At 59.3% G+C, this 16,160-nt stretch carries 17 protein-coding genes and 1 riboswitch; of the genes, 10 read left to right on the forward strand and 7 right to left on the reverse strand.

The genetic code is table 11. The features are described 5' to 3' along the window. Nucleotides 1-12: 12 nt before the first annotated feature. A complete protein-coding gene (locus EGT36_RS14045; RefSeq protein ID WP_037092838.1) occupies nt 13-393 on the reverse strand; it encodes a hypothetical protein in 381 nt (126 codons plus the stop codon). A gap of 171 nt (nt 394-564) precedes the next feature. Here EGT36_RS14045 and EGT36_RS14050 point away from each other — a divergent pair, with 171 nt between their 5' ends. The 6 genes from EGT36_RS14050 (at nt 565) to EGT36_RS14075 (ending at nt 7,325) form a co-directional block, all read left to right on the forward strand. After that, on the forward strand, nt 565-750 hold the full coding sequence (locus EGT36_RS14050) for a DUF3008 family protein (RefSeq protein WP_006697443.1): 186 nt from the start codon (nt 565-567) through the stop codon (nt 748-750). Between the two features lie 167 nt (nt 751-917). Further along, nucleotides 918-1,005: riboswitch (glycine riboswitch) on the forward strand. Nucleotides 1,006-1,155: 150 nt separating this feature from the next. Further along, nucleotides 1,156-2,295: a glycine cleavage system aminomethyltransferase GcvT gene (gcvT, locus tag EGT36_RS14055; protein ID WP_037092789.1), complete on the forward strand. Its 1,140-nt coding sequence runs from the start codon at nt 1,156-1,158 to the stop codon at nt 2,293-2,295. Nucleotides 2,296-2,322: 27 nt separating this feature from the next. Further along, on the forward strand, nt 2,323-2,685 hold the full coding sequence (gene gcvH, locus EGT36_RS14060) for a glycine cleavage system protein GcvH (protein ID WP_004441817.1): 363 nt from the start codon (nt 2,323-2,325) through the stop codon (nt 2,683-2,685). Next, on the forward strand, nt 2,685-5,549 hold the full coding sequence (gene gcvP / locus EGT36_RS14065; protein ID WP_125270478.1) for an aminomethyl-transferring glycine dehydrogenase: 2,865 nt from the start codon (nt 2,685-2,687) through the stop codon (nt 5,547-5,549). The genes gcvH and gcvP overlap by 1 nt, the downstream gene beginning before the upstream one ends. 248 nt (nt 5,550-5,797) lie before the next feature. Continuing rightward, nucleotides 5,798-6,355, forward strand: a complete 558-nt coding sequence (locus EGT36_RS14070) for a fasciclin domain-containing protein (RefSeq protein WP_006697440.1) — start codon at nt 5,798-5,800, stop codon at nt 6,353-6,355. Nucleotides 6,356-6,521: 166 nt separating this feature from the next. After that, nucleotides 6,522-7,325 (forward strand): endonuclease/exonuclease/phosphatase family protein, encoded by an 804-nt coding sequence (locus tag EGT36_RS14075; RefSeq protein ID WP_006697439.1) that lies wholly within the window; start codon nt 6,522-6,524, stop codon nt 7,323-7,325. A gap of 28 nt (nt 7,326-7,353) precedes the next feature. Here the strand turns inward: EGT36_RS14075 and EGT36_RS14080 are convergent, their stop codons facing one another. After that, the gene (locus EGT36_RS14080) at nt 7,354-7,857 is read right to left on the reverse strand and encodes a hypothetical protein (RefSeq protein ID WP_037092791.1); all 504 of its coding nucleotides are present in this window, start codon (nt 7,855-7,857) and stop codon (nt 7,354-7,356) included. Nucleotides 7,858-8,050: 193 nt separating this feature from the next. Here EGT36_RS14080 and EGT36_RS14085 point away from each other — a divergent pair, with 193 nt between their 5' ends. After that, nucleotides 8,051-9,337, forward strand: coding sequence for an MFS transporter (locus EGT36_RS14085; protein ID WP_081950689.1), 1,287 nt, complete (start codon nt 8,051-8,053; stop codon nt 9,335-9,337). 58 nt (nt 9,338-9,395) lie between these two features. Here EGT36_RS14085 and EGT36_RS14090 read toward each other — a convergent pair whose 3' ends face one another. The 5 genes from EGT36_RS14090 to cysG form a co-directional block, all read right to left on the reverse strand. Continuing rightward, nucleotides 9,396-10,208 carry a ferredoxin--NADP reductase gene (locus EGT36_RS14090; RefSeq protein ID WP_022556175.1) on the reverse strand — a complete coding sequence of 271 codons (813 nt, stop codon included), beginning with the start codon at nt 10,206-10,208 and terminating at the stop codon, nt 9,396-9,398. Nucleotides 10,209-10,354: 146 nt separating this feature from the next. After that, nucleotides 10,355-10,861: a DUF934 domain-containing protein gene (locus tag EGT36_RS14095; protein WP_004441835.1), complete on the reverse strand. Its 507-nt coding sequence runs from the start codon at nt 10,859-10,861 to the stop codon at nt 10,355-10,357. Between the two features lie 10 nt (nt 10,862-10,871). Next, a complete protein-coding gene (locus tag EGT36_RS14100) occupies nt 10,872-12,542 on the reverse strand; it encodes a nitrite/sulfite reductase (protein ID WP_035208803.1) in 1,671 nt (556 codons plus the stop codon). Nucleotides 12,543-12,550: 8 nt separating this feature from the next. Further along, nucleotides 12,551-12,865: a DUF2849 domain-containing protein gene (locus tag EGT36_RS14105; protein WP_004441838.1), complete on the reverse strand. Its 315-nt coding sequence runs from the start codon at nt 12,863-12,865 to the stop codon at nt 12,551-12,553. After that, the gene (cysG, locus tag EGT36_RS14110) at nt 12,858-14,321 is read right to left on the reverse strand and encodes a siroheme synthase CysG (RefSeq protein ID WP_125270479.1); all 1,464 of its coding nucleotides are present in this window, start codon (nt 14,319-14,321) and stop codon (nt 12,858-12,860) included. The genes EGT36_RS14105 and cysG overlap by 8 nt, the downstream gene beginning before the upstream one ends. On the opposite strand from cysG, the gene EGT36_RS14115 reads away from it, so the two are divergent. The 3 genes from EGT36_RS14115 to mazG are packed head-to-tail and all read left to right on the forward strand — an operon-like array spanning nt 14,307 to nt 16,066. Continuing rightward, nucleotides 14,307-14,615: a hypothetical protein gene (locus EGT36_RS14115; RefSeq protein WP_022556178.1), complete on the forward strand. Its 309-nt coding sequence runs from the start codon at nt 14,307-14,309 to the stop codon at nt 14,613-14,615. The two genes, cysG and EGT36_RS14115, sit on opposite strands and share 15 nt — an antisense overlap. Continuing rightward, nucleotides 14,581-15,168 (forward strand): deaminase, encoded by a 588-nt coding sequence (locus EGT36_RS14120; RefSeq protein ID WP_037092792.1) that lies wholly within the window; start codon nt 14,581-14,583, stop codon nt 15,166-15,168. The genes EGT36_RS14115 and EGT36_RS14120 overlap by 35 nt, the downstream gene beginning before the upstream one ends. Before the next feature lie 52 nt (nt 15,169-15,220). Then, entirely contained in the window at nt 15,221-16,066 is an 846-nt protein-coding gene (mazG, locus tag EGT36_RS14125; RefSeq protein WP_037092793.1) for a nucleoside triphosphate pyrophosphohydrolase, read from the forward strand. The last annotated feature ends 94 nt before the right edge of the window (nt 16,067-16,160 follow it).

Genomic DNA, 16,160 nt, shown 5'->3' on the forward strand with positions numbered 1-16,160 from the left:
TAAGATGAAAAATCAGGCGGACAAGGCTGGCGGGCCGCGTGCGACCGGTTTGCGGATCGTCGGGACCGGGTGGAAACGCCAATCGGTGGACGGGCGGTTCTCAAGCCAGGCAAATTCGGTCTTCAGCCAGCTTTCCTTGTCGGGGACCGGAAGAAGAATGGACGAGGCCAGCAGGCAGGCCTCGCAAAACAGGATCGCGTCGCCCGAATGGGCGGGCCCCTCCTTGGCATGCGAGGCATTCACCCCGCCGCCATGGCCGAGGCAGATCTCCGCAAAGGTGCCATCAGGCAGCCGGTAGCTCTCATCGAGCGCGACTGCGGCGGCTGCGGCAAGCGCCGGCCTATGGGCAAAACCGAGCGACAGCATCAGGATTGCACAGAAAATGCGAAGCATTTTCTCGATCCCTGTCAGCCGTCTTTTTCGATGTGCGCCCATGATCTCATGCGATATCGCGCTTCCCTTCGATTTCAAAGGGGAATTTTGCCGCAGGCTTGACGTGTATGAGGAACAATCGCCGCAAGGCGGCATTTTCCTGCAACACGGATCGTTTAAGGGAGACATGACATGCCTGCCAAATCGAAAGCCCAGCAGAAAGCCGCGGGTGCAGCACTCGCCGCCAAAAGGGGCGAAACGAAGAAATCCAGTTTAAAAGGTGCTTCAAAAAGCATGGAGAAGTCCATGACGGAAAAGGAACTTGAGGATTTTGCCTCAACGAAACGCAAGGGTCTGCCGGCAAAAAAATCGGAATGACGGCGTCTTTCCACCGCCATTCCCATTCGTTGGAATGATGACGGAATGACAATATCAAAACGTCGTTGCGAGAGAGATGAGGGATGATGGCGCAGATGGAGCAAGAATCTGTTCAGATGCGTCATTTGGTCCTTGCCAATAGCGGGTCTTCGAAGATAATGAGCGTCGCATCATCGTTGGGAGAAACCGCTTCAATGCGGTGCCGAAGGAGCAACCGCCCCGGAAACTCTCAGGCAAAAGGACCAGCGATGACGACGGAACTCTGGAGAGAAGCCACCTTTCATAAGGACGGCTCGCCGAAGGGATAACAATCTCAGGCGACAAGGACAGAGGGGGCTCTTGAACCGGCGCATCTGCGCCACGACCTGAGCCCGCGCGATTGCTCGCGCAACCCTGGAGGCGTCCTTGGACGATACCGCCGCGCTGAAAACCACGCCGCTTCATTCCCTGCACCTGTCGCTTGGCGCCCGCATGGTGCCATTCGCCGGTTACGACATGCCCGTGCAATATCCGGCCGGCGTTTTGAAGGAGCATCTTCAAACCCGCACCTCAGCCGGCCTCTTTGACGTCTCCCATATGGGTCAGGTGATTGTGAAGGCAAAGTCCGGCAACAACTCAGATGCCGCACAGGCACTGGAAAAGCTGGTGCCGGTGGATATTCTCGGCCTCAAGGAAGGCCGCCAGCGCTACGGTTTCTTCACCGACGACAAGGGCTGCATTCTTGATGATCTGATGATCACCAATCGCGGCGATCACCTTTTCGTCGTCGTCAACGCGGCCTGCAAGGATGCCGACGTCGCCCATATGAAGGCGCATCTTTCAGACAGCTGCGAAATCACCCTTCTCGAGGACCGCGCCTTGATCGCGCTGCAGGGCCCCCGCGCCGAGGAGGTACTGGCCGAACTCTGGACGGGCGTTTCCGAGATGAAATTCATGGACGTGCAGGAGGTGCCGCTGCACGATGTTGCCTGCATCGTCTCCCGCTCCGGTTACTCCGGTGAAGACGGCTTTGAAATTTCCGTGCCGGCAGACAAGGCAGAAGAGATCGCCAGGGCCTTGCTCGAACATCCCGATTGCGAAGCCATCGGACTTGGCGCGCGTGACAGCCTGCGGCTGGAAGCAGGCCTTTGCCTTTACGGTAATGACATCGACACCACGACCTCCCCCATCGAAGCATCGCTGGAATGGGCGATCCAGAAGGCGCGCCGCGCCGGCGGTGATCGCGAAGGCGGTTTCCCGGGCGCGGAACGCATTCTTGGTGAACTGAAGGACGGCACATCGCGCCGCCGCGTCGGCCTGAAGCCCGAGGGCAAGGCACCGGTGCGTGGCCATTCGAAGCTTTTTGCGGATGCTGAAGGCAAGACGGAAATCGGCGAAGTGACCTCGGGCGGTTTCGGTCCTTCGGTCGAAGGCCCCGTCGCCATGGGTTACGTGCCTGTTTCTTACGCCGCTCCCGGCACTGCGATCTTCGCGGAAGTGCGCGGCAAATATCTGCCCGTCACCGTCGCCGCCCTGCCCTTCATCAAGCCCACCTACAAACGATAATTTCATCCCATCTCCGGAGAGAACACGATGCTGAAATTTACTGCAGAACACGAATGGCTGAAGTTCGAAGGCGATGTCGCCACCGTTGGCATTACCAGCCACGCCGCTGAACAGCTCGGCGATCTCGTTTTCGTCGAATTGCCGGAAGTGGGTGCCACCTTCTCCAAGGATGGAGAAGCCGCAACCGTTGAATCCGTCAAGGCGGCTTCCGATGTCTATTGTCCGCTGGATGGCGAAGTGGTCGAGATCAACCAGGCCATCGTCGACGACCCCTCGCTGGTCAATTCCGATCCTCAAGGCGCCGGCTGGTTCTTCAAGCTCAAGCTTTCCAACGTTGCAGATGCCGATACGCTGCTCGACGAGGCAGCCTACAAGGAGCTGATCGCGTAATGACGACGCCCACCGAATTCCATTTCACCGACTATCAGCCCTATGATTTCGCCAACCGGCGTCACATCGGGCCGTCGCCGTCGGAAATGGCCGAGATGCTGAAGGTCGTCGGCTATAAGAGCCTCGACGCGCTCATCGACGCCACCGTTCCCTCCTCCATCCGTCAAAAAGTGCCTCTCACCTGGGGTGCGGCCTTGACCGAACGTGAGGCGCTGGATCGTCTTCGCGAGACGGCAAACAAGAACCAGGTCCTGACCTCGCTGATAGGTCAGGGCTATTACGGCACCATCACGCCGCCGGTCATCCAGCGCAACATTCTGGAAAACCCGGCCTGGTACACGGCCTATACGCCATACCAGCCGGAAATCAGCCAGGGCCGACTTGAGGCGCTGCTGAACTACCAGACCATGGTCTGCGATCTGACCGGCCTTGACGTCGCCAACGCCTCGCTGCTCGATGAAGCGACTGCGGCCGCCGAAGCCATGGCCATGTGCCAGCGCGTCGCGAAATCCAAGGCGACCGCCTTCTTCGTGGATGCCAATTGCCATCCGCAGACCATCGCGCTGATCGAGACCCGTGCGGCCCCGCTCGGCTGGAAGGTGATTGTCGGCAACCCATTCACCGATCTCGATCCGGTCGACGTGTTTGGCGCGATCTTCCAGTATCCCGGCACGCACGGACATGTCAGCGATTTCTCCGGCCTGATTTCCCGCCTGCATCAGACAGGCGCGATTGCCGCCGTCGCCGCCGATCTTCTGGCCCTGACGCTGCTGAAATCTCCCGGCGAAATGGGCGCTGACATCGCCATCGGCACCTCGCAACGTTTCGGCGTGCCGGTCGGCTATGGCGGTCCGCATGCCGCTTACATGGCCGTCAAGGATGCGCATAAGCGCTCCATGCCGGGCCGTCTCGTCGGCGTCTCCGTCGATGCGCGCGGCAACCGCGCCTATCGCCTGTCGCTGCAGACCCGCGAGCAGCATATTCGCCGCGAGAAGGCCACCTCCAACATCTGCACGGCGCAGGTGCTGCTGGCAGTCATGGCTTCGATGTACGGCGTCTTCCATGGCCCGCAGGGCATCAAGGCGATTGCCCAGCAGACCCACCAGAAGGCCGTGCTGATGGCCAAGGGACTGGAAAAGCTCGGTTACACCATCGAGCCGGAGACCTTCTTCGACACGATCACCGTCGAGGTCGGCCATATGCAGGGCGTCATCCTGCGCTCGGCCGTCGCGGAAGGTGTGAACCTGCGCAAGGTCGGCGCCACCAAGATCGGCATGAGCCTTGACGAGCGTACGCGCCCGGCAACGCTGGAAGCCGTCTGGCGCGCTTTCGGCGGCAATTTCTCGGTCTCGGATTTCACGCCGGACTATCGCCTGCCGAAGGAGCTGCTGCGTACCAGCCAGTACATGACGCATCCGATCTTCCACATGAACCGTGCCGAAAGCGAGATGACGCGCTACATCCGCCGTCTTTCGGACCGCGATCTGGCGCTCGACCGCTCGATGATCCCGCTCGGTTCCTGCACTATGAAACTCAATGCGACGGCAGAGATGCTGCCGATCACCTGGCCGGAATTTTCCGACATCCATCCCTTCGTACCGGCCGATCAGGCACTCGGTTACAAGGAGATGATCGACGATCTCTCCGAAAAGCTGTGCTCGGTCACAGGTTACGACGCCTTCTCCATGCAGCCGAATTCCGGTGCGCAAGGCGAGTATGCCGGGCTTTTGACCATCCGCAATTATCACCTCGCCAATGGCGGGACACACCGTGATGTCTGCCTCATTCCGACCTCGGCGCATGGCACCAACCCTGCCTCGGCGCAGATGGTGGACATGAAGGTGGTGCCGGTGAAAGTGCGGGACAACGGTGATATCGATATTGATGATTTCCGTGCAAAAGCACAGCAGTACGCCGAAAACCTCTCATGCTGCATGATCACCTATCCGTCCACTCACGGCGTGTTCGAGGAGACGGTTCGCGAGATCTGTGAGATCACCCACAAGCATGGCGGTCAGGTGTATCTTGATGGCGCGAACATGAACGCCATGGTGGGCCTTGCCCGTCCCGGCGATATCGGCTCCGACGTTTCGCACCTTAACCTGCACAAGACCTTCTGCATTCCGCACGGTGGCGGTGGTCCGGGCATGGGGCCGATCGGCGTCAAGGCGCATCTTGCTCCTTACCTGCCCGGCCATCCGGCGACCGACGGCCGCGAGGGTGCGGTGTCTGCCGCCCCGTTCGGTTCGCCGTCCATCCTGCCGATTTCCTGGAGCTACTGCCTGATGATGGGCGGCGAAGGGCTGACGCAGGCAACCAAGGTTGCGATCCTCAACGCCAACTACATCGCCGAGCGGCTGAAGGGTGCTTATGACGTGCTCTACAAATCCGAAACGGGACGCGTGGCACATGAATGCATTATCGACACCCGCCCGCTGGCAGACAGCTGCGGCGTGACTGTCGATGACGTGGCCAAGCGCCTGATCGACTGCGGTTTCCACGCGCCGACCATGAGCTGGCCGGTTGCCGGCACGCTGATGATCGAGCCGACGGAATCCGAGACCAAGGCGGAACTCGACCGGTTTTGCGATGCCATGCTGGCCATCCGCGAGGAAGCCCGCGACATCGAGGAAGGCCGCGCGGACAAGACGAACAATCCGCTCAAGAACGCGCCCCATACGGTCGAGGACCTCGTCGGCGAATGGGACCGTCCCTATAGCCGCGAAAAGGGATGCTTCCCGCCCGGCGCATTCCGCATCGACAAATACTGGTCGCCGGTTAACCGCATCGACAATGTCTATGGCGACCGCAACCTCATCTGCACCTGCCCGCCGATGGAGGCCTATGCCGAGGCGGCCGAATAAGCTGTCCTTCGTTCGAGACAGAAAGCCCGGAGCGATCCGGGCTTTTTCGTTTTCCGTCCCGTCGCAGGACGAACCCTCGGCTTTCGCGCGCCGGGACCATGTTTTAAATCAGCCATTTATCTTTTTTTTCCGGCTCGCCTGAAACTTTGCGAGACCGGCTTCCGTCTCTTGTGTCGCTACGGATAACCGATAGCGGCCGCTGGAAGAGCCACCTTTCGGGGCCTTGGATGTCACAAGGAGGAATAATGATGTACAAGCTTTCCGTTCGCGCCCTGACGCTGGCTGCAGCTCTTTCCATCGGCACGGTTTCGGCCTATGCCGCGAACCCCAAGGTGGGCGGCGCGGCGATGTTCGAGGACAAGAACATCGTTGAAAATGCGGTGAACTCGAAAGACCACACGACCCTCGTCGCCGCGGTAAAGGCTGCCGGACTTGTGGAAACACTTCAGGGCAAAGGACCGTTTACGGTTTTTGCACCCACCAACGAGGCTTTCGCGGCCCTTCCGAAAGGCGCGGTCGACGATCTTCTGAAGCCAGAGAACAAGCAGAAGCTGGTCAAGGTTCTCACCTGCCACGTCGTTGCAGCCAATGCACTGTCATCCGCCATCGAAAAAATGATCAAGGATGACAAGGGCGAGCACGACGTGAAGACGGTCGGCGGTTGCGTACTCAAGGCAAAAGAAAGCATGGGAAAAATCACACTCACCGATGAGAATGGCACGGTCGCCCATGTCACCATCGCTGATGTTAAACAATCCAACGGCGTCATACATGTCATAGACAAGGTGCTGCTGCCGAAAATGTAAGGCAGCGCCGCAGCGCCAATGTGGGCTCGAACGACTAAGGCCCGAAGCAATTCGGGCCTTCCTCATTCAGGTGGGCGTAATCCCGGCAGTGAAAAAGAATGGGGTGTGATTGATCTTCATCGCTTCCATGCTAAATCGGATCACACAATCAAGCGATGGAGTGTGCATGCGCCTTATCTGCCTGAACGGTTGGGGCGGAAAGCTCCACGACGAACTCGTCCCTTACATCTCCCTGTCCGACCCGGATATCTTGTGCCTGCAGGAAGTGGTGCATACGCCCGCTGCCCAAGAGGATTGGTTGACCTATCGTGATCACGGCATCGAGCTTCCGCAGAGAGCGAATTTCCTCCGCGATGTCGCCGATGCCCTGCCGGATCATGTCGCGATATTCTGCCCCGCGGCGCAGGGTGATCTCTGGCACGGTACGACTAGATATTTTTCCCAATGGGGACTGGCCACATTCGTTCGCAAGTCCATCGCCATCGTTGCCCAGGCACAGGGCTTCGTCCATGGGACCTTTTCTGCGGACGGATATGGCGATCATCCACGGTCACGCACCGGTCACGCCATTAGGGTTTTCGACTTTGCCACCGGACAGCCGGCTGTCATTGCCCATATGCATGGGCTACGCGACCTCGACGGCAAACACGATACCGCCGCCCGCCTGGCGCAGGCAAAACGACTTGTGAACCTCGTCAAGAACATTGCGGAGGATGGCGACCGGGTCATCGTTTGCGGCGATTTTAATGTCCTGCCCGACAGCGAAACCTTTACCGTGTTGAATGAACTCAATCTTGTCGAGCTCGTCACGACCCGCGGATTCACAGATACCAGAACCTCACATTACGCCAAACAGAACAGATATGCCGACTACCTGCTGGTCAATCCGGCTGTGAAAGTTGATCATTTCGACGTCGTTAGGCAGCCCGAAGTCTCGGATCATTGCCCGTTGCTGCTTGAATTCAGCTGAAGAAGTGGAGATGCTATGCCTAAGCTCTTCAACGCACCAGCTGGATGTCGCTCGTCACCACTGTCTTGCCGGTCCTGCCGTCCTTATCGGTCGTGCGCAGCCGCAAGCCGTTGGCACCGACCTTTTCGATGGTCATGGCGGCAACGCGGTCGCCGTTGATATCGCGGTTCCATCGCACCGTCAGATTGATGGCGTTTCCTTTTCTTGTGCCCGATAGTGCGGACGGCCGACCGGAAGGGCCCCTATAGGCGCCGCTATAGCGCCCGCCCTTCTCCGAGAGATCGGCTGCGATCGCGCGCCTTACCACCAGAAGACCGCGGCAAGTGCCGGACATGTTGAGTGACGATGATCCCGCGTTGGAATTCAGCGTGCAGCTGACGTTAATGGGTGGTGTGCCGATCCGGGTAATTACGGTTCCCTTTCCCGCCCACGTGCCCTTCAGCGAGGAGAGAAAAGCGCCCTCGTCCGCGTAAGCAGGCTGGGTCGCGAGCAATCCGACCGAAAATAAAACTGCAAGAGCCTTGATCTTCATGGCGATTATCCGTTTTTCCACGAAGCCTAACTCACAAATGCCGTTAAACGTTCCTCCAGCTAATCCCGCAACGGGCAAAAATATCGGAACATCCCTGCTGATGTCGTGCCAATGCAACCAAATGCGGGCACAGATGTTTCTCGCCAGCCTCGATCAATTTTTCGATTCCCTGCATATTTATCGGAGTATTTTCATGACGACTGTAGGCGTTGCGGCACCACACGGCCGCCTTCCTTCCGGCGGCCTGCCGCATAGCGGTGGCATCTCGGATCGCACGCTTTTTGCCCTTGCTGCACTGAATTTCTTTCTCGCCGACGCCCGCGACGGTCTCGGGCCGTTTCTGGATGCATTTCTGGCGACACGGGGCTGGTCTTCGCTCTCGCTGGGCATGATCGCCACGGTCGGCGGCCTCGTGGGTCTGCTCGCCACGCCGCTTTGTGGCGCCCTGGTAGATGGAACGACGTGGAAAAGGACGCTGATTGCCATACCCGTCGTCCTCGTGACCATCGGCGCGCTGATCACCTTGATCTTTCCCGATGTTTGGATCGTCTGGACCGGCCAGATCATGACGGCCGTCGTCGGCGCCGTGGTCGGCCCGGCGCTTGCCGGCCTCACGCTCGGCCTTGTCGGCGAGCGCTTGTTTTCCCATCAGATTTCGCGCAACGAGTTCTGGAACCACGGCGGCAATTTCGCATCGCTCTTCGCGACTTATGTGGTCGTCACTTTCTTCGGCATGGACGGCATCATCGGCCTGATGCTGCTGACCGCTGCGGGCGCTCTGGTCGCGACGGCGGCCATCGACCCCGAACGCATCGACCACAAGGTGGCGCGCGGCCTTGGCGAAGACAAGGGCGAACCCGGTCCATCCGGCATCGCGGTCTTGCTGCAGGAACGCGGACTTATCTTTCTGGCCATCATCCTGCTCGTCTTCCACTTCGGCAACGCGCCGATGGGCCGGTTGATCGCGCAGGATTTCGCCATCGAACTTCAGACACCCTTCCGCACGACTGCGATCATTACCGGCGTCGCGCAATTTGCGATGATTTTCGTCGCCGCCATGGCGCCTTGGCTGATACGACGTTTCGGTCTCTCAACCGTCTTTATCATCGCGCTCGTCGCGCTGCCGATCCGCGGCGTTCTCGCTTCCGCCTTTACGGACTTCTGGGTCATTTTCCCCGTCCAGTTTCTGGACGGTGTAGGAGCGGGGCTGCTCGGAATAGTCACGCCGGTTGCGGTGGAGAGAATTTTGAAGGGCACGGGCCGCTTTAATGTCGGTCTTGCCAGCGTCATGATGGTTCAAGGCATCGGCGCGTCATTCAGCAATGTCGTCGCAGGTTGGCTGGTGACGAAGGGCGGTTATTCACTGTCGCACCTTGTCGGCGGCGGCATTGCGGCAATCGCCATCGGGCTTTTCCTGCTCTATCGCAACGAGATAGCGCCTAAACAGAATAATGATGGCCTGTCTCAAGGAAGGCAGTAACGGCGCAAACAGAAAAGGAGGCCATCTGGCCTCCTTACATGTCGTAGACCGTGTTCCGTCAGCCGACGAAAGCGCGTTCGATCACGAATTCGGCAGGCTTGTTGTTGGCGCCTTCGGTAAGACCGGCATTCTCAAGCAGTTCCTTGGTATCCTTGAGCATCGCCGAGGAACCGCAGATCATGCCGCGGTCAATGGCCGGATCGAGCGCAGGTACGCCGAGATCGGAAAACAGCTTGCCGTTTTCGATCAGCGTGGTGATGCGGCCCTTGAAGGGATAATCTTCGCGGGTCACCGTGGCATAATGCTTTAGCTTGTCGCCGACAATCTCGCTGAGGAACTCGTGGTTCTTGATTTCCTCGACCAGATCGAAACCGTATTTCAGTTCGGCCACATCGCGGCAGGTATGGGTGAGGATGACCTCTTCGAACTTCTCATAGGTCTCGGGATCGCGGATCAGGCTCGCGAAAGGCGCAATGCCGGTGCCGGTGGAGAACATGTAAAGCCGTCTGCCAGGCGTTAGCGCATCGAGAACCAGCGTGCCTGTCGGCTTCTTGCGCATCAAAACGGTATCGCCAGGCTTTATCGCCTGAAGATGGGAGGTCAGCGGGCCGTCCGGGACCTTGATCGAGAAAAATTCCAACTCCTCGTCCCAGGCGGGGCTGGCGATGGAATAGGCGCGATAGATCGGCTTGTCGCCGACCATCAGGCCGATCATAGCGAATTCGCCGGAACGAAAACGGAAGCCGGCCGGACGCGTCATGCGGAAACGGAACAGATGATCCGTATAATGTTCCACCGACAAAACCGTCTCGGCATAAACACCATCGGGTATCTTGATCGCGAAATCTTCCGTCTTGGCTGGCGCGTTCATTTAGGTTCCGTCCATTCTATTCGATGAGCGACATTCTCCGACCGGGCAATTATACCATTTCTGCTCCGGTTTGAAGGCATGAGAATGTCAATACTGCCATGTGCGTAGGAAATATGTATCAGAAACTCATATTTCCGTGCAACGTGTCACAGAGACGCACGCCGACGCCAGCTATAAGCCTCGCCGTCGCTCGCAGGCCTGGCCGTCGGCTGGTAATAGACCGGAATTTCCGGCAGGCGATTTTCGGACAGGCGGCGGATCGCCGTACCATTCGTCACCGCAAAGCTTGTGAAGCCGGTACGCAGCATGAGCGGCACCTGATCGATCAGCACGTCGCCAATCGCCCTCACCTCGCCTGTGAAACCGAGGCGGCTGCGCAGCAGCGACGCGTGGCTGAAACCACGGCCGTCATTGAAAGCCGGGAAACTCACCGCGACAAGCTCGATACGGTCGAGATAAGGTTCCAGCCGGGTCACATCATCGGCCGGCGCAATCAGCACCCCGAGACCGATATCGTTGCTTTCGGCCGCACGAACCAGAAAATCGGCAAGCGGCAGCACGGACTTCTGCTCAGCCACCGCTTTTAATTCTTCCGTTTCGATCACCCAGGGATCGTTCTCCACGAAGCCGTCGCGGGTCCAGATTTTCGTCATGACATTCTCCTCAGGCGGCTTCGGCGGCGGAACCGTAGAGCGCATCCTTGAACGGTTGCGGCCCGACGCGGCGATAGGCTTCAAGGAAATTCTCTTCCTTTGAAAGGCGAAGCCCGAGATAGGTGTCGACGATGGTTTCAACCGCGTCGGTCACCTTTTCCGGTTCGAAGCCGCGACCGATGATCTCACCAATCGAGGTGTTTTCGTCACCCGATCCGCCAAGCGTGATCTGGTAGAGTTCCGCACCCTTCTTTTCCACGCCCAGCAGCCCGATATGACCGACATGGTGGTGGCCGCAGGCATTGATACAGCCGGAAATCTTGATCTTCAGCTCACCAATTTCCGCCTGACGCTCCGGCGAACCGAAGCGGGTAGAAATTTCCTGCGCCACCGGAATGGAGCGCGCATTGGCAAGCGCGCAATAATCCAGCCCGGGACAGGCGATGATATCGGTGATGAGCCCGGCATTGGCGGTCGCAAGACCCGCGCCTGCAAGTGCACGATAGACCGGCTCGAGGTCAGCCAGCGCCACATGCGGCAGGATGATGTTCTGCTCATGGCTGATGCGGATTTCGTCGAAGGCATATTCCGCGGCAATATCGGCGACCAGCTCCATCTGCTCATCCGTCGCGTCGCCCGGGATGCCACCGATCGGCTTCAGCGAGATCGTTACCATGCCGTAGTCCGGATGCTTGTGCGGGGCGACGTTCTGCTCGACAAAACGGGCAAAGCCCTCGTCGGCGCGCTTCCAGCGCGCCAGGCTTTCCCAGCCTTCCGGCCGGTCCTTCAGCGCCGGCGGCGCGAAATAGGCGGTGATGGCGGCGATATCGGCATCCGGCAGCTTCAATTCGGTGTTCTTGAGTTCCGCAAATTCGACCTCGACCTGACGGGCCAGTTCTTCCGCACCCGTCTCATGCACGAGGATCTTGATGCGCGCCTTGTATTTGTTGTCCCGACGACCATGCAGGTTATAAACCCGCATCACGGCCGTGGTATAGGACAGGAGATCTTCTTCCGGCAGGAAGTCGCGGATCTTCTTGGCGATCATCGGCGTGCGCCCCTGTCCACCACCGACATAAACGGCAAAGCCGATCTCGCCCTTGTCGTTCTTTTTCAGATGCAGGCCGATATCGTGAACCTGAATGGCCGCACGATCGCGTTCGGCACCCGTCACTGCAATCTTGAACTTGCGCGGCAGGAACGAGAATTCCGGATGCACGGAAGACCATTGGCGCAGGATCTCGGCATAAGGACGCGGATCAGCAACCTCGTCGGCCGCAGCGCCAGCGAAATGATCCGCCGTGACGTTGCGAATGCAGTTGCCAGAGGTCTGCAGCGCGTGCATTTCCACGCTTGCCAGTTCGGAGAGGATATCCGGGGTGTCAGAGAGGCGCGGCCAGTTATACTGGATGTTCTGACGGGTGGTGAAATGGCCGTAACCCCGGTCGTATTTACGGGCGATATGCGCCAGCATCCGCATCTGCTTGGAATTCAGCGTACCGTAGGGGATGGCGACGCGCAGCATATAGGCGTGCAGCTGAAGATAGACACCATTCATCAGGCGCAATGGCTTGAATGCGTCCTCGGCCAGCTCACCGGATAGCCGGCGCTCAACCTGATCGCGAAACTGCGCCACGCGGCCTTCAACAAATGCGTGATCGAACTCGTCGTAACGGTACATATTCTTCCTCAGACTGCGATAAATGCTGCATCGGCAGGCTTGTAGCCGGTCGCATAGTGCACGGTCGGGCCGGCGGCTCGAATGCGCTCGCGCAGGCGCGTCGGCCAGAGCTTGCCGTTCTCTTCCACAACGTCGACGATATTAACGTCAACGACCTTGTTGGCGGAAAAATCCCGCTTGCCGATCTCCTCGAACGAGGCGACCGCTTCCGCATGGCGGGCGACGATTGCGCCCTGCAGGTTTTCCGTCCATTCGCCGTTGGCGTCGAGCCAGACGGCAATGCCATCGCTCAGGCGGTTGGCGGTCAAAACCTTGTCAGCCATTTACATACTCCCGTTTGAGGTCCGCTGGCCTTCCGGCAAGCGCAAGCGCCTCGGACCTGTCGAAATTGGCGCCCGCCACCACATCGCCGATGATGACCATGACAGGACCGGTCAGTTCATCGCGATGTTCGAGGTCGGGCAGATCGTTTAATGTTCCGTGCAGCAGGCGGCGATCCGCGCGGCTGGCGTTTTCGATAACGGCGACGGTGGTTTCCACACCGAGCCCCGCTTCGATAAGCCTTGTGGCCACCGAGGCAGCGACGCTGCGGCCCATATAGACGGCAATGGTCGCACCGGAAACGGCAAGCCGGGCCCAGTCGGGCAGAACATCGCCTGTCAGATCGTGACCGGTGGTGAAAATCAGCGACGAGGCGACACCACGCAGCGTCAGCGGCAGTTCGAAATCCGCAGCGGCGGCGAAGGCCGACGTGATGCCAGGCACGATCTCGTAAGCGATGCCGGCATCGCGCAGCGCTGACATCTCCTCGCCCGCACGGCCATAAACCAGGGGATCGCCGGATTTGAGGCGTACGACGCGCTTGCCGTCCTTGCCGAGACGCACCAGCAGGCGGTTGATCTCGTCCTGCGACTTGCTATGGCAGCCCTTGCGCTTGCCGACCGAGAGCCTCTCGGCGTCGCGACGGCCCATATCGATGATCGCCTGCGGCACCAGCGCATCGTAAACGATGACGTCGGCTTCCATCAGCACGCGCTGCGCGCGCAGCGTCAGAAGATCTTCCGCACCGGGCCCTGCGCCGACAAGCCATACGCGGCCTTCGCTGCGTTCAGGCGACCGCAGAAGACGGTCGACAGCCTGATGGGCGGCCGGGGCGTCGCCGACGGCGACGGCATCCGCAACTGCACCGGAGAAAAATCGCCGCCAGAAATTGCGCCGCAACGCGCCCTTCGGTACGGTTTGTTCCGCTGCACCGCGATACTGCACGGCAAGATGTGCGAGCTTGCCAAGTGACGGCGACAGCATCTGGTCTATGCGCGCGCGGATCATCTGCGCGAGCACCGGCCCTGCCCCTTCGGTGCCGATAGCCACCGCGACGGGTGCCCGGGACACAAGCGCCGGCGTGAAGAAATCGCAGAATTCCGGCTGGTCCACCGCATTGGCGGGGATTTTCCGGGAACGCGCGGCAGCAACGATGTCCCTGTCCAGAACAGCCTCGCCAGTTGCAGCAAAAACCAGGGTCGCACCGTCGATCAGATGGCTGGCAAAAGCATGAGGCCGATGATCGATGCCGTGTTCGCGGAGATAAGTTGCGTAATCAGCCTCCGGCTCGTCGGCATAGGCAACGATATGCGCATTGGTATTGGCAAGAAGCCTGACCTTTGCGAAGGCCTCATCGCCATTTCCGAAGACCGCAACCTGCCTGCCCTCGACCCGGAAGAACGCGGGGAAGGTTGAAAGGCGATCGCTGGCAGCGGAAAAATCATGTTCGTTGTGCATTGGACATATATCCCGCATCGCGGCGCAAGATTGAAGAAACAGAAATTCAAGCCTTTCCGGCACCTGGATTTTTATTTCTCGAACACCCCGGTTTTGGAGGAAAACAAACCGGCCTCTGTTTCCCGCACGCCTGGAGGCTTCCAAGCGCAGCGCGAATCCCTTGACAAACCCGGCCCCCGCGCCGAACAAGGGAAGACAATTTGCCATCTGTTTTCCATGCGAAGACCGCTTTATACAAGCGGCAAGAAGGACCGCCCCCTTGACCAGCCAGCCACTTTCCGCCCGCCTTCTTGATGTCATCGAACACGATATCCTGCCGTTGACGGCGCGCGGTGTCAGCCTTGGCAACAAGGTTTTTGGCGCGGCAATCCTGCGTAAGTCCGACCTGTCGCTGGTGGTTGCGGAAACCAACAACGAGCTGGAAAATCCGCTCTGGCACGGCGAGGTGCATACGCTGAAGCGGTTTTACGAACTGGGCGAAAAGCCGAATACGAAGGACCTGATTTTCCTCTCCACCCACGAACCCTGCACCATGTGCATGTCCGCCATCACCTGGGCCGGTTTCGACAATTTCTACTCCTTCTTCAGCCACGAGGATTCGCGCGACGCTTTCGCTATCCCGCATGATCTGAAAATCCTGAAGGAAGTCTTCGGGTTGGAGCCGGGCGGCTATCGCCGCAACAACGCTTTCTGGAACTCGTATTTCATCACCGATCTGGTGGAAGTCGAGGAGGATCCGCTGAAAAGCACGTTGAAGGCGCAGACCGCCCGCATCAAGGCGGCCTATGACGATCTGTCCACCAGCTATCAGTCGTCGAAGGGCGGCAACGATATTCCTCTGAATTAAGCGCGGAACTGGACGGCCGGACCGGCATAAACACAAGCGAAGGTTTGAGCATATGGAAGCCTCGAAGGACATTTCCCGCCTGATCGAGATCATGGAAGCCCTGCGCCAGCCGGAAACCGGTTGCCCGTGGGATGTCGTCCAGACCTTCGAGACGATCAAGCCCTATACGATTGAAGAGGCTTATGAAGTCGCCGACGCCATCGAGCGCAGGGACATGGACGATCTTTGCGAAGAACTGGGCGATCTTCTGTTGCAGGTCGTCTTTCATGCGCGTATCGCCGAAGAGCGCGGTGAGTTTGCCTTCGGCGATGTGGTGCATGCCGTCACCTCGAAAATGATCCGCCGACACCCGCATGTCTTTGCCGCCTCCGAGGCCGATACGCCCGACAGCGTCAAGCTGCAGTGGGACCGGATCAAGGCCGAGGAAAAACGCGAGCGCGCAGCGCGCCGTGCGCGCCGGGGCATCACGGAGGATTTCAAGGCCGGCTTTCTCGGCGGCGTGCAACGCAGCCAGCCGGCGCTGACCGAAGCGCTCAAACTGCAGGAGCAGGCGGCGCGCGTCGGTTTCGACTGGTCGGACCCCGCCCCCATTCTCGACAAGATCGAAGAAGAAATCGCCGAACTGCGCGAAGCGCTGGAGGAAGGAAGGCCTGAAAAGGTCTCAGATGAACTGGGCGACCTGATCTTCGCCCTCGTCAATATCGGCCGTCACGTCAAGGCCGATCCGGAAAACGCGCTGCGCGGCACCAACACGAAATTTCGCAGGCGCTTCAACCACATCGAAAAATCGCTTGGCGAAAATGGCGAGACGCTGGAGGAAGCAAGCCTCGAAAGGATGGAGGATCTCTGGCAAGCGGCAAAGCGCATCGAACGCTCGCTCGATAAGGTCACGTCCTGAGGGGCGGGACGCCTCGCGGCTCGAGCGCCGGTTTTCTCCGCCCGCAGCCGAGCTGCATCATCGAAGAAGAATGGAAACAGTCGAGGGCCGCATG

It is taken from the genome of Agrobacterium sp. FDAARGOS_525, assembly GCF_003938925.1.
Lineage (GTDB): Bacteria > Pseudomonadota > Alphaproteobacteria > Rhizobiales > Rhizobiaceae > Agrobacterium > Agrobacterium pusense.

Excerpts from the sequence above, each read along its gene's own strand:
- EGT36_RS14050 (WP_006697443.1), top strand. The coding sequence starts at position 565 with ATGCCTGCCAAATCGAAAGCCCAGCAGAAAGCCGCGGGTGCAGCACTC.
- mazG (WP_037092793.1), top strand. The coding sequence starts at position 15,221 with ATGGAAGCCTCGAAGGACATTTCCCGCCTGATCGAGATCATGGAAGCC.
- EGT36_RS14080 (WP_037092791.1), bottom strand. The coding sequence starts at position 7,857 with ATGAAGATCAAGGCTCTTGCAGTTTTATTTTCGGTCGGATTGCTCGCG.
- EGT36_RS14115 (WP_022556178.1), top strand. The coding sequence starts at position 14,307 with ATGTTCGTTGTGCATTGGACATATATCCCGCATCGCGGCGCAAGATTG.
- EGT36_RS14085 (WP_081950689.1), top strand. The coding sequence starts at position 8,051 with ATGACGACTGTAGGCGTTGCGGCACCACACGGCCGCCTTCCTTCCGGC.
- EGT36_RS14070 (WP_006697440.1), top strand. The coding sequence starts at position 5,798 with ATGTACAAGCTTTCCGTTCGCGCCCTGACGCTGGCTGCAGCTCTTTCC.
- cysG (WP_125270479.1), bottom strand. The coding sequence starts at position 14,321 with ATGCACAACGAACATGATTTTTCCGCTGCCAGCGATCGCCTTTCAACC.
- EGT36_RS14045 (WP_037092838.1), bottom strand. The coding sequence starts at position 393 with ATGCTTCGCATTTTCTGTGCAATCCTGATGCTGTCGCTCGGTTTTGCC.
- EGT36_RS14075 (WP_006697439.1), top strand. The coding sequence starts at position 6,522 with ATGCGCCTTATCTGCCTGAACGGTTGGGGCGGAAAGCTCCACGACGAA.
- EGT36_RS14090 (WP_022556175.1), bottom strand. The coding sequence starts at position 10,208 with ATGAACGCGCCAGCCAAGACGGAAGATTTCGCGATCAAGATACCCGAT.
- EGT36_RS14095 (WP_004441835.1), bottom strand. The coding sequence starts at position 10,861 with ATGACGAAAATCTGGACCCGCGACGGCTTCGTGGAGAACGATCCCTGG.
- EGT36_RS14105 (WP_004441838.1), bottom strand. The coding sequence starts at position 12,865 with ATGGCTGACAAGGTTTTGACCGCCAACCGCCTGAGCGATGGCATTGCC.
- EGT36_RS14100 (WP_035208803.1), bottom strand. The coding sequence starts at position 12,542 with ATGTACCGTTACGACGAGTTCGATCACGCATTTGTTGAAGGCCGCGTG.
- gcvH (WP_004441817.1), top strand. The coding sequence starts at position 2,323 with ATGCTGAAATTTACTGCAGAACACGAATGGCTGAAGTTCGAAGGCGAT.
- gcvP (WP_125270478.1), top strand. The coding sequence starts at position 2,685 with ATGACGACGCCCACCGAATTCCATTTCACCGACTATCAGCCCTATGAT.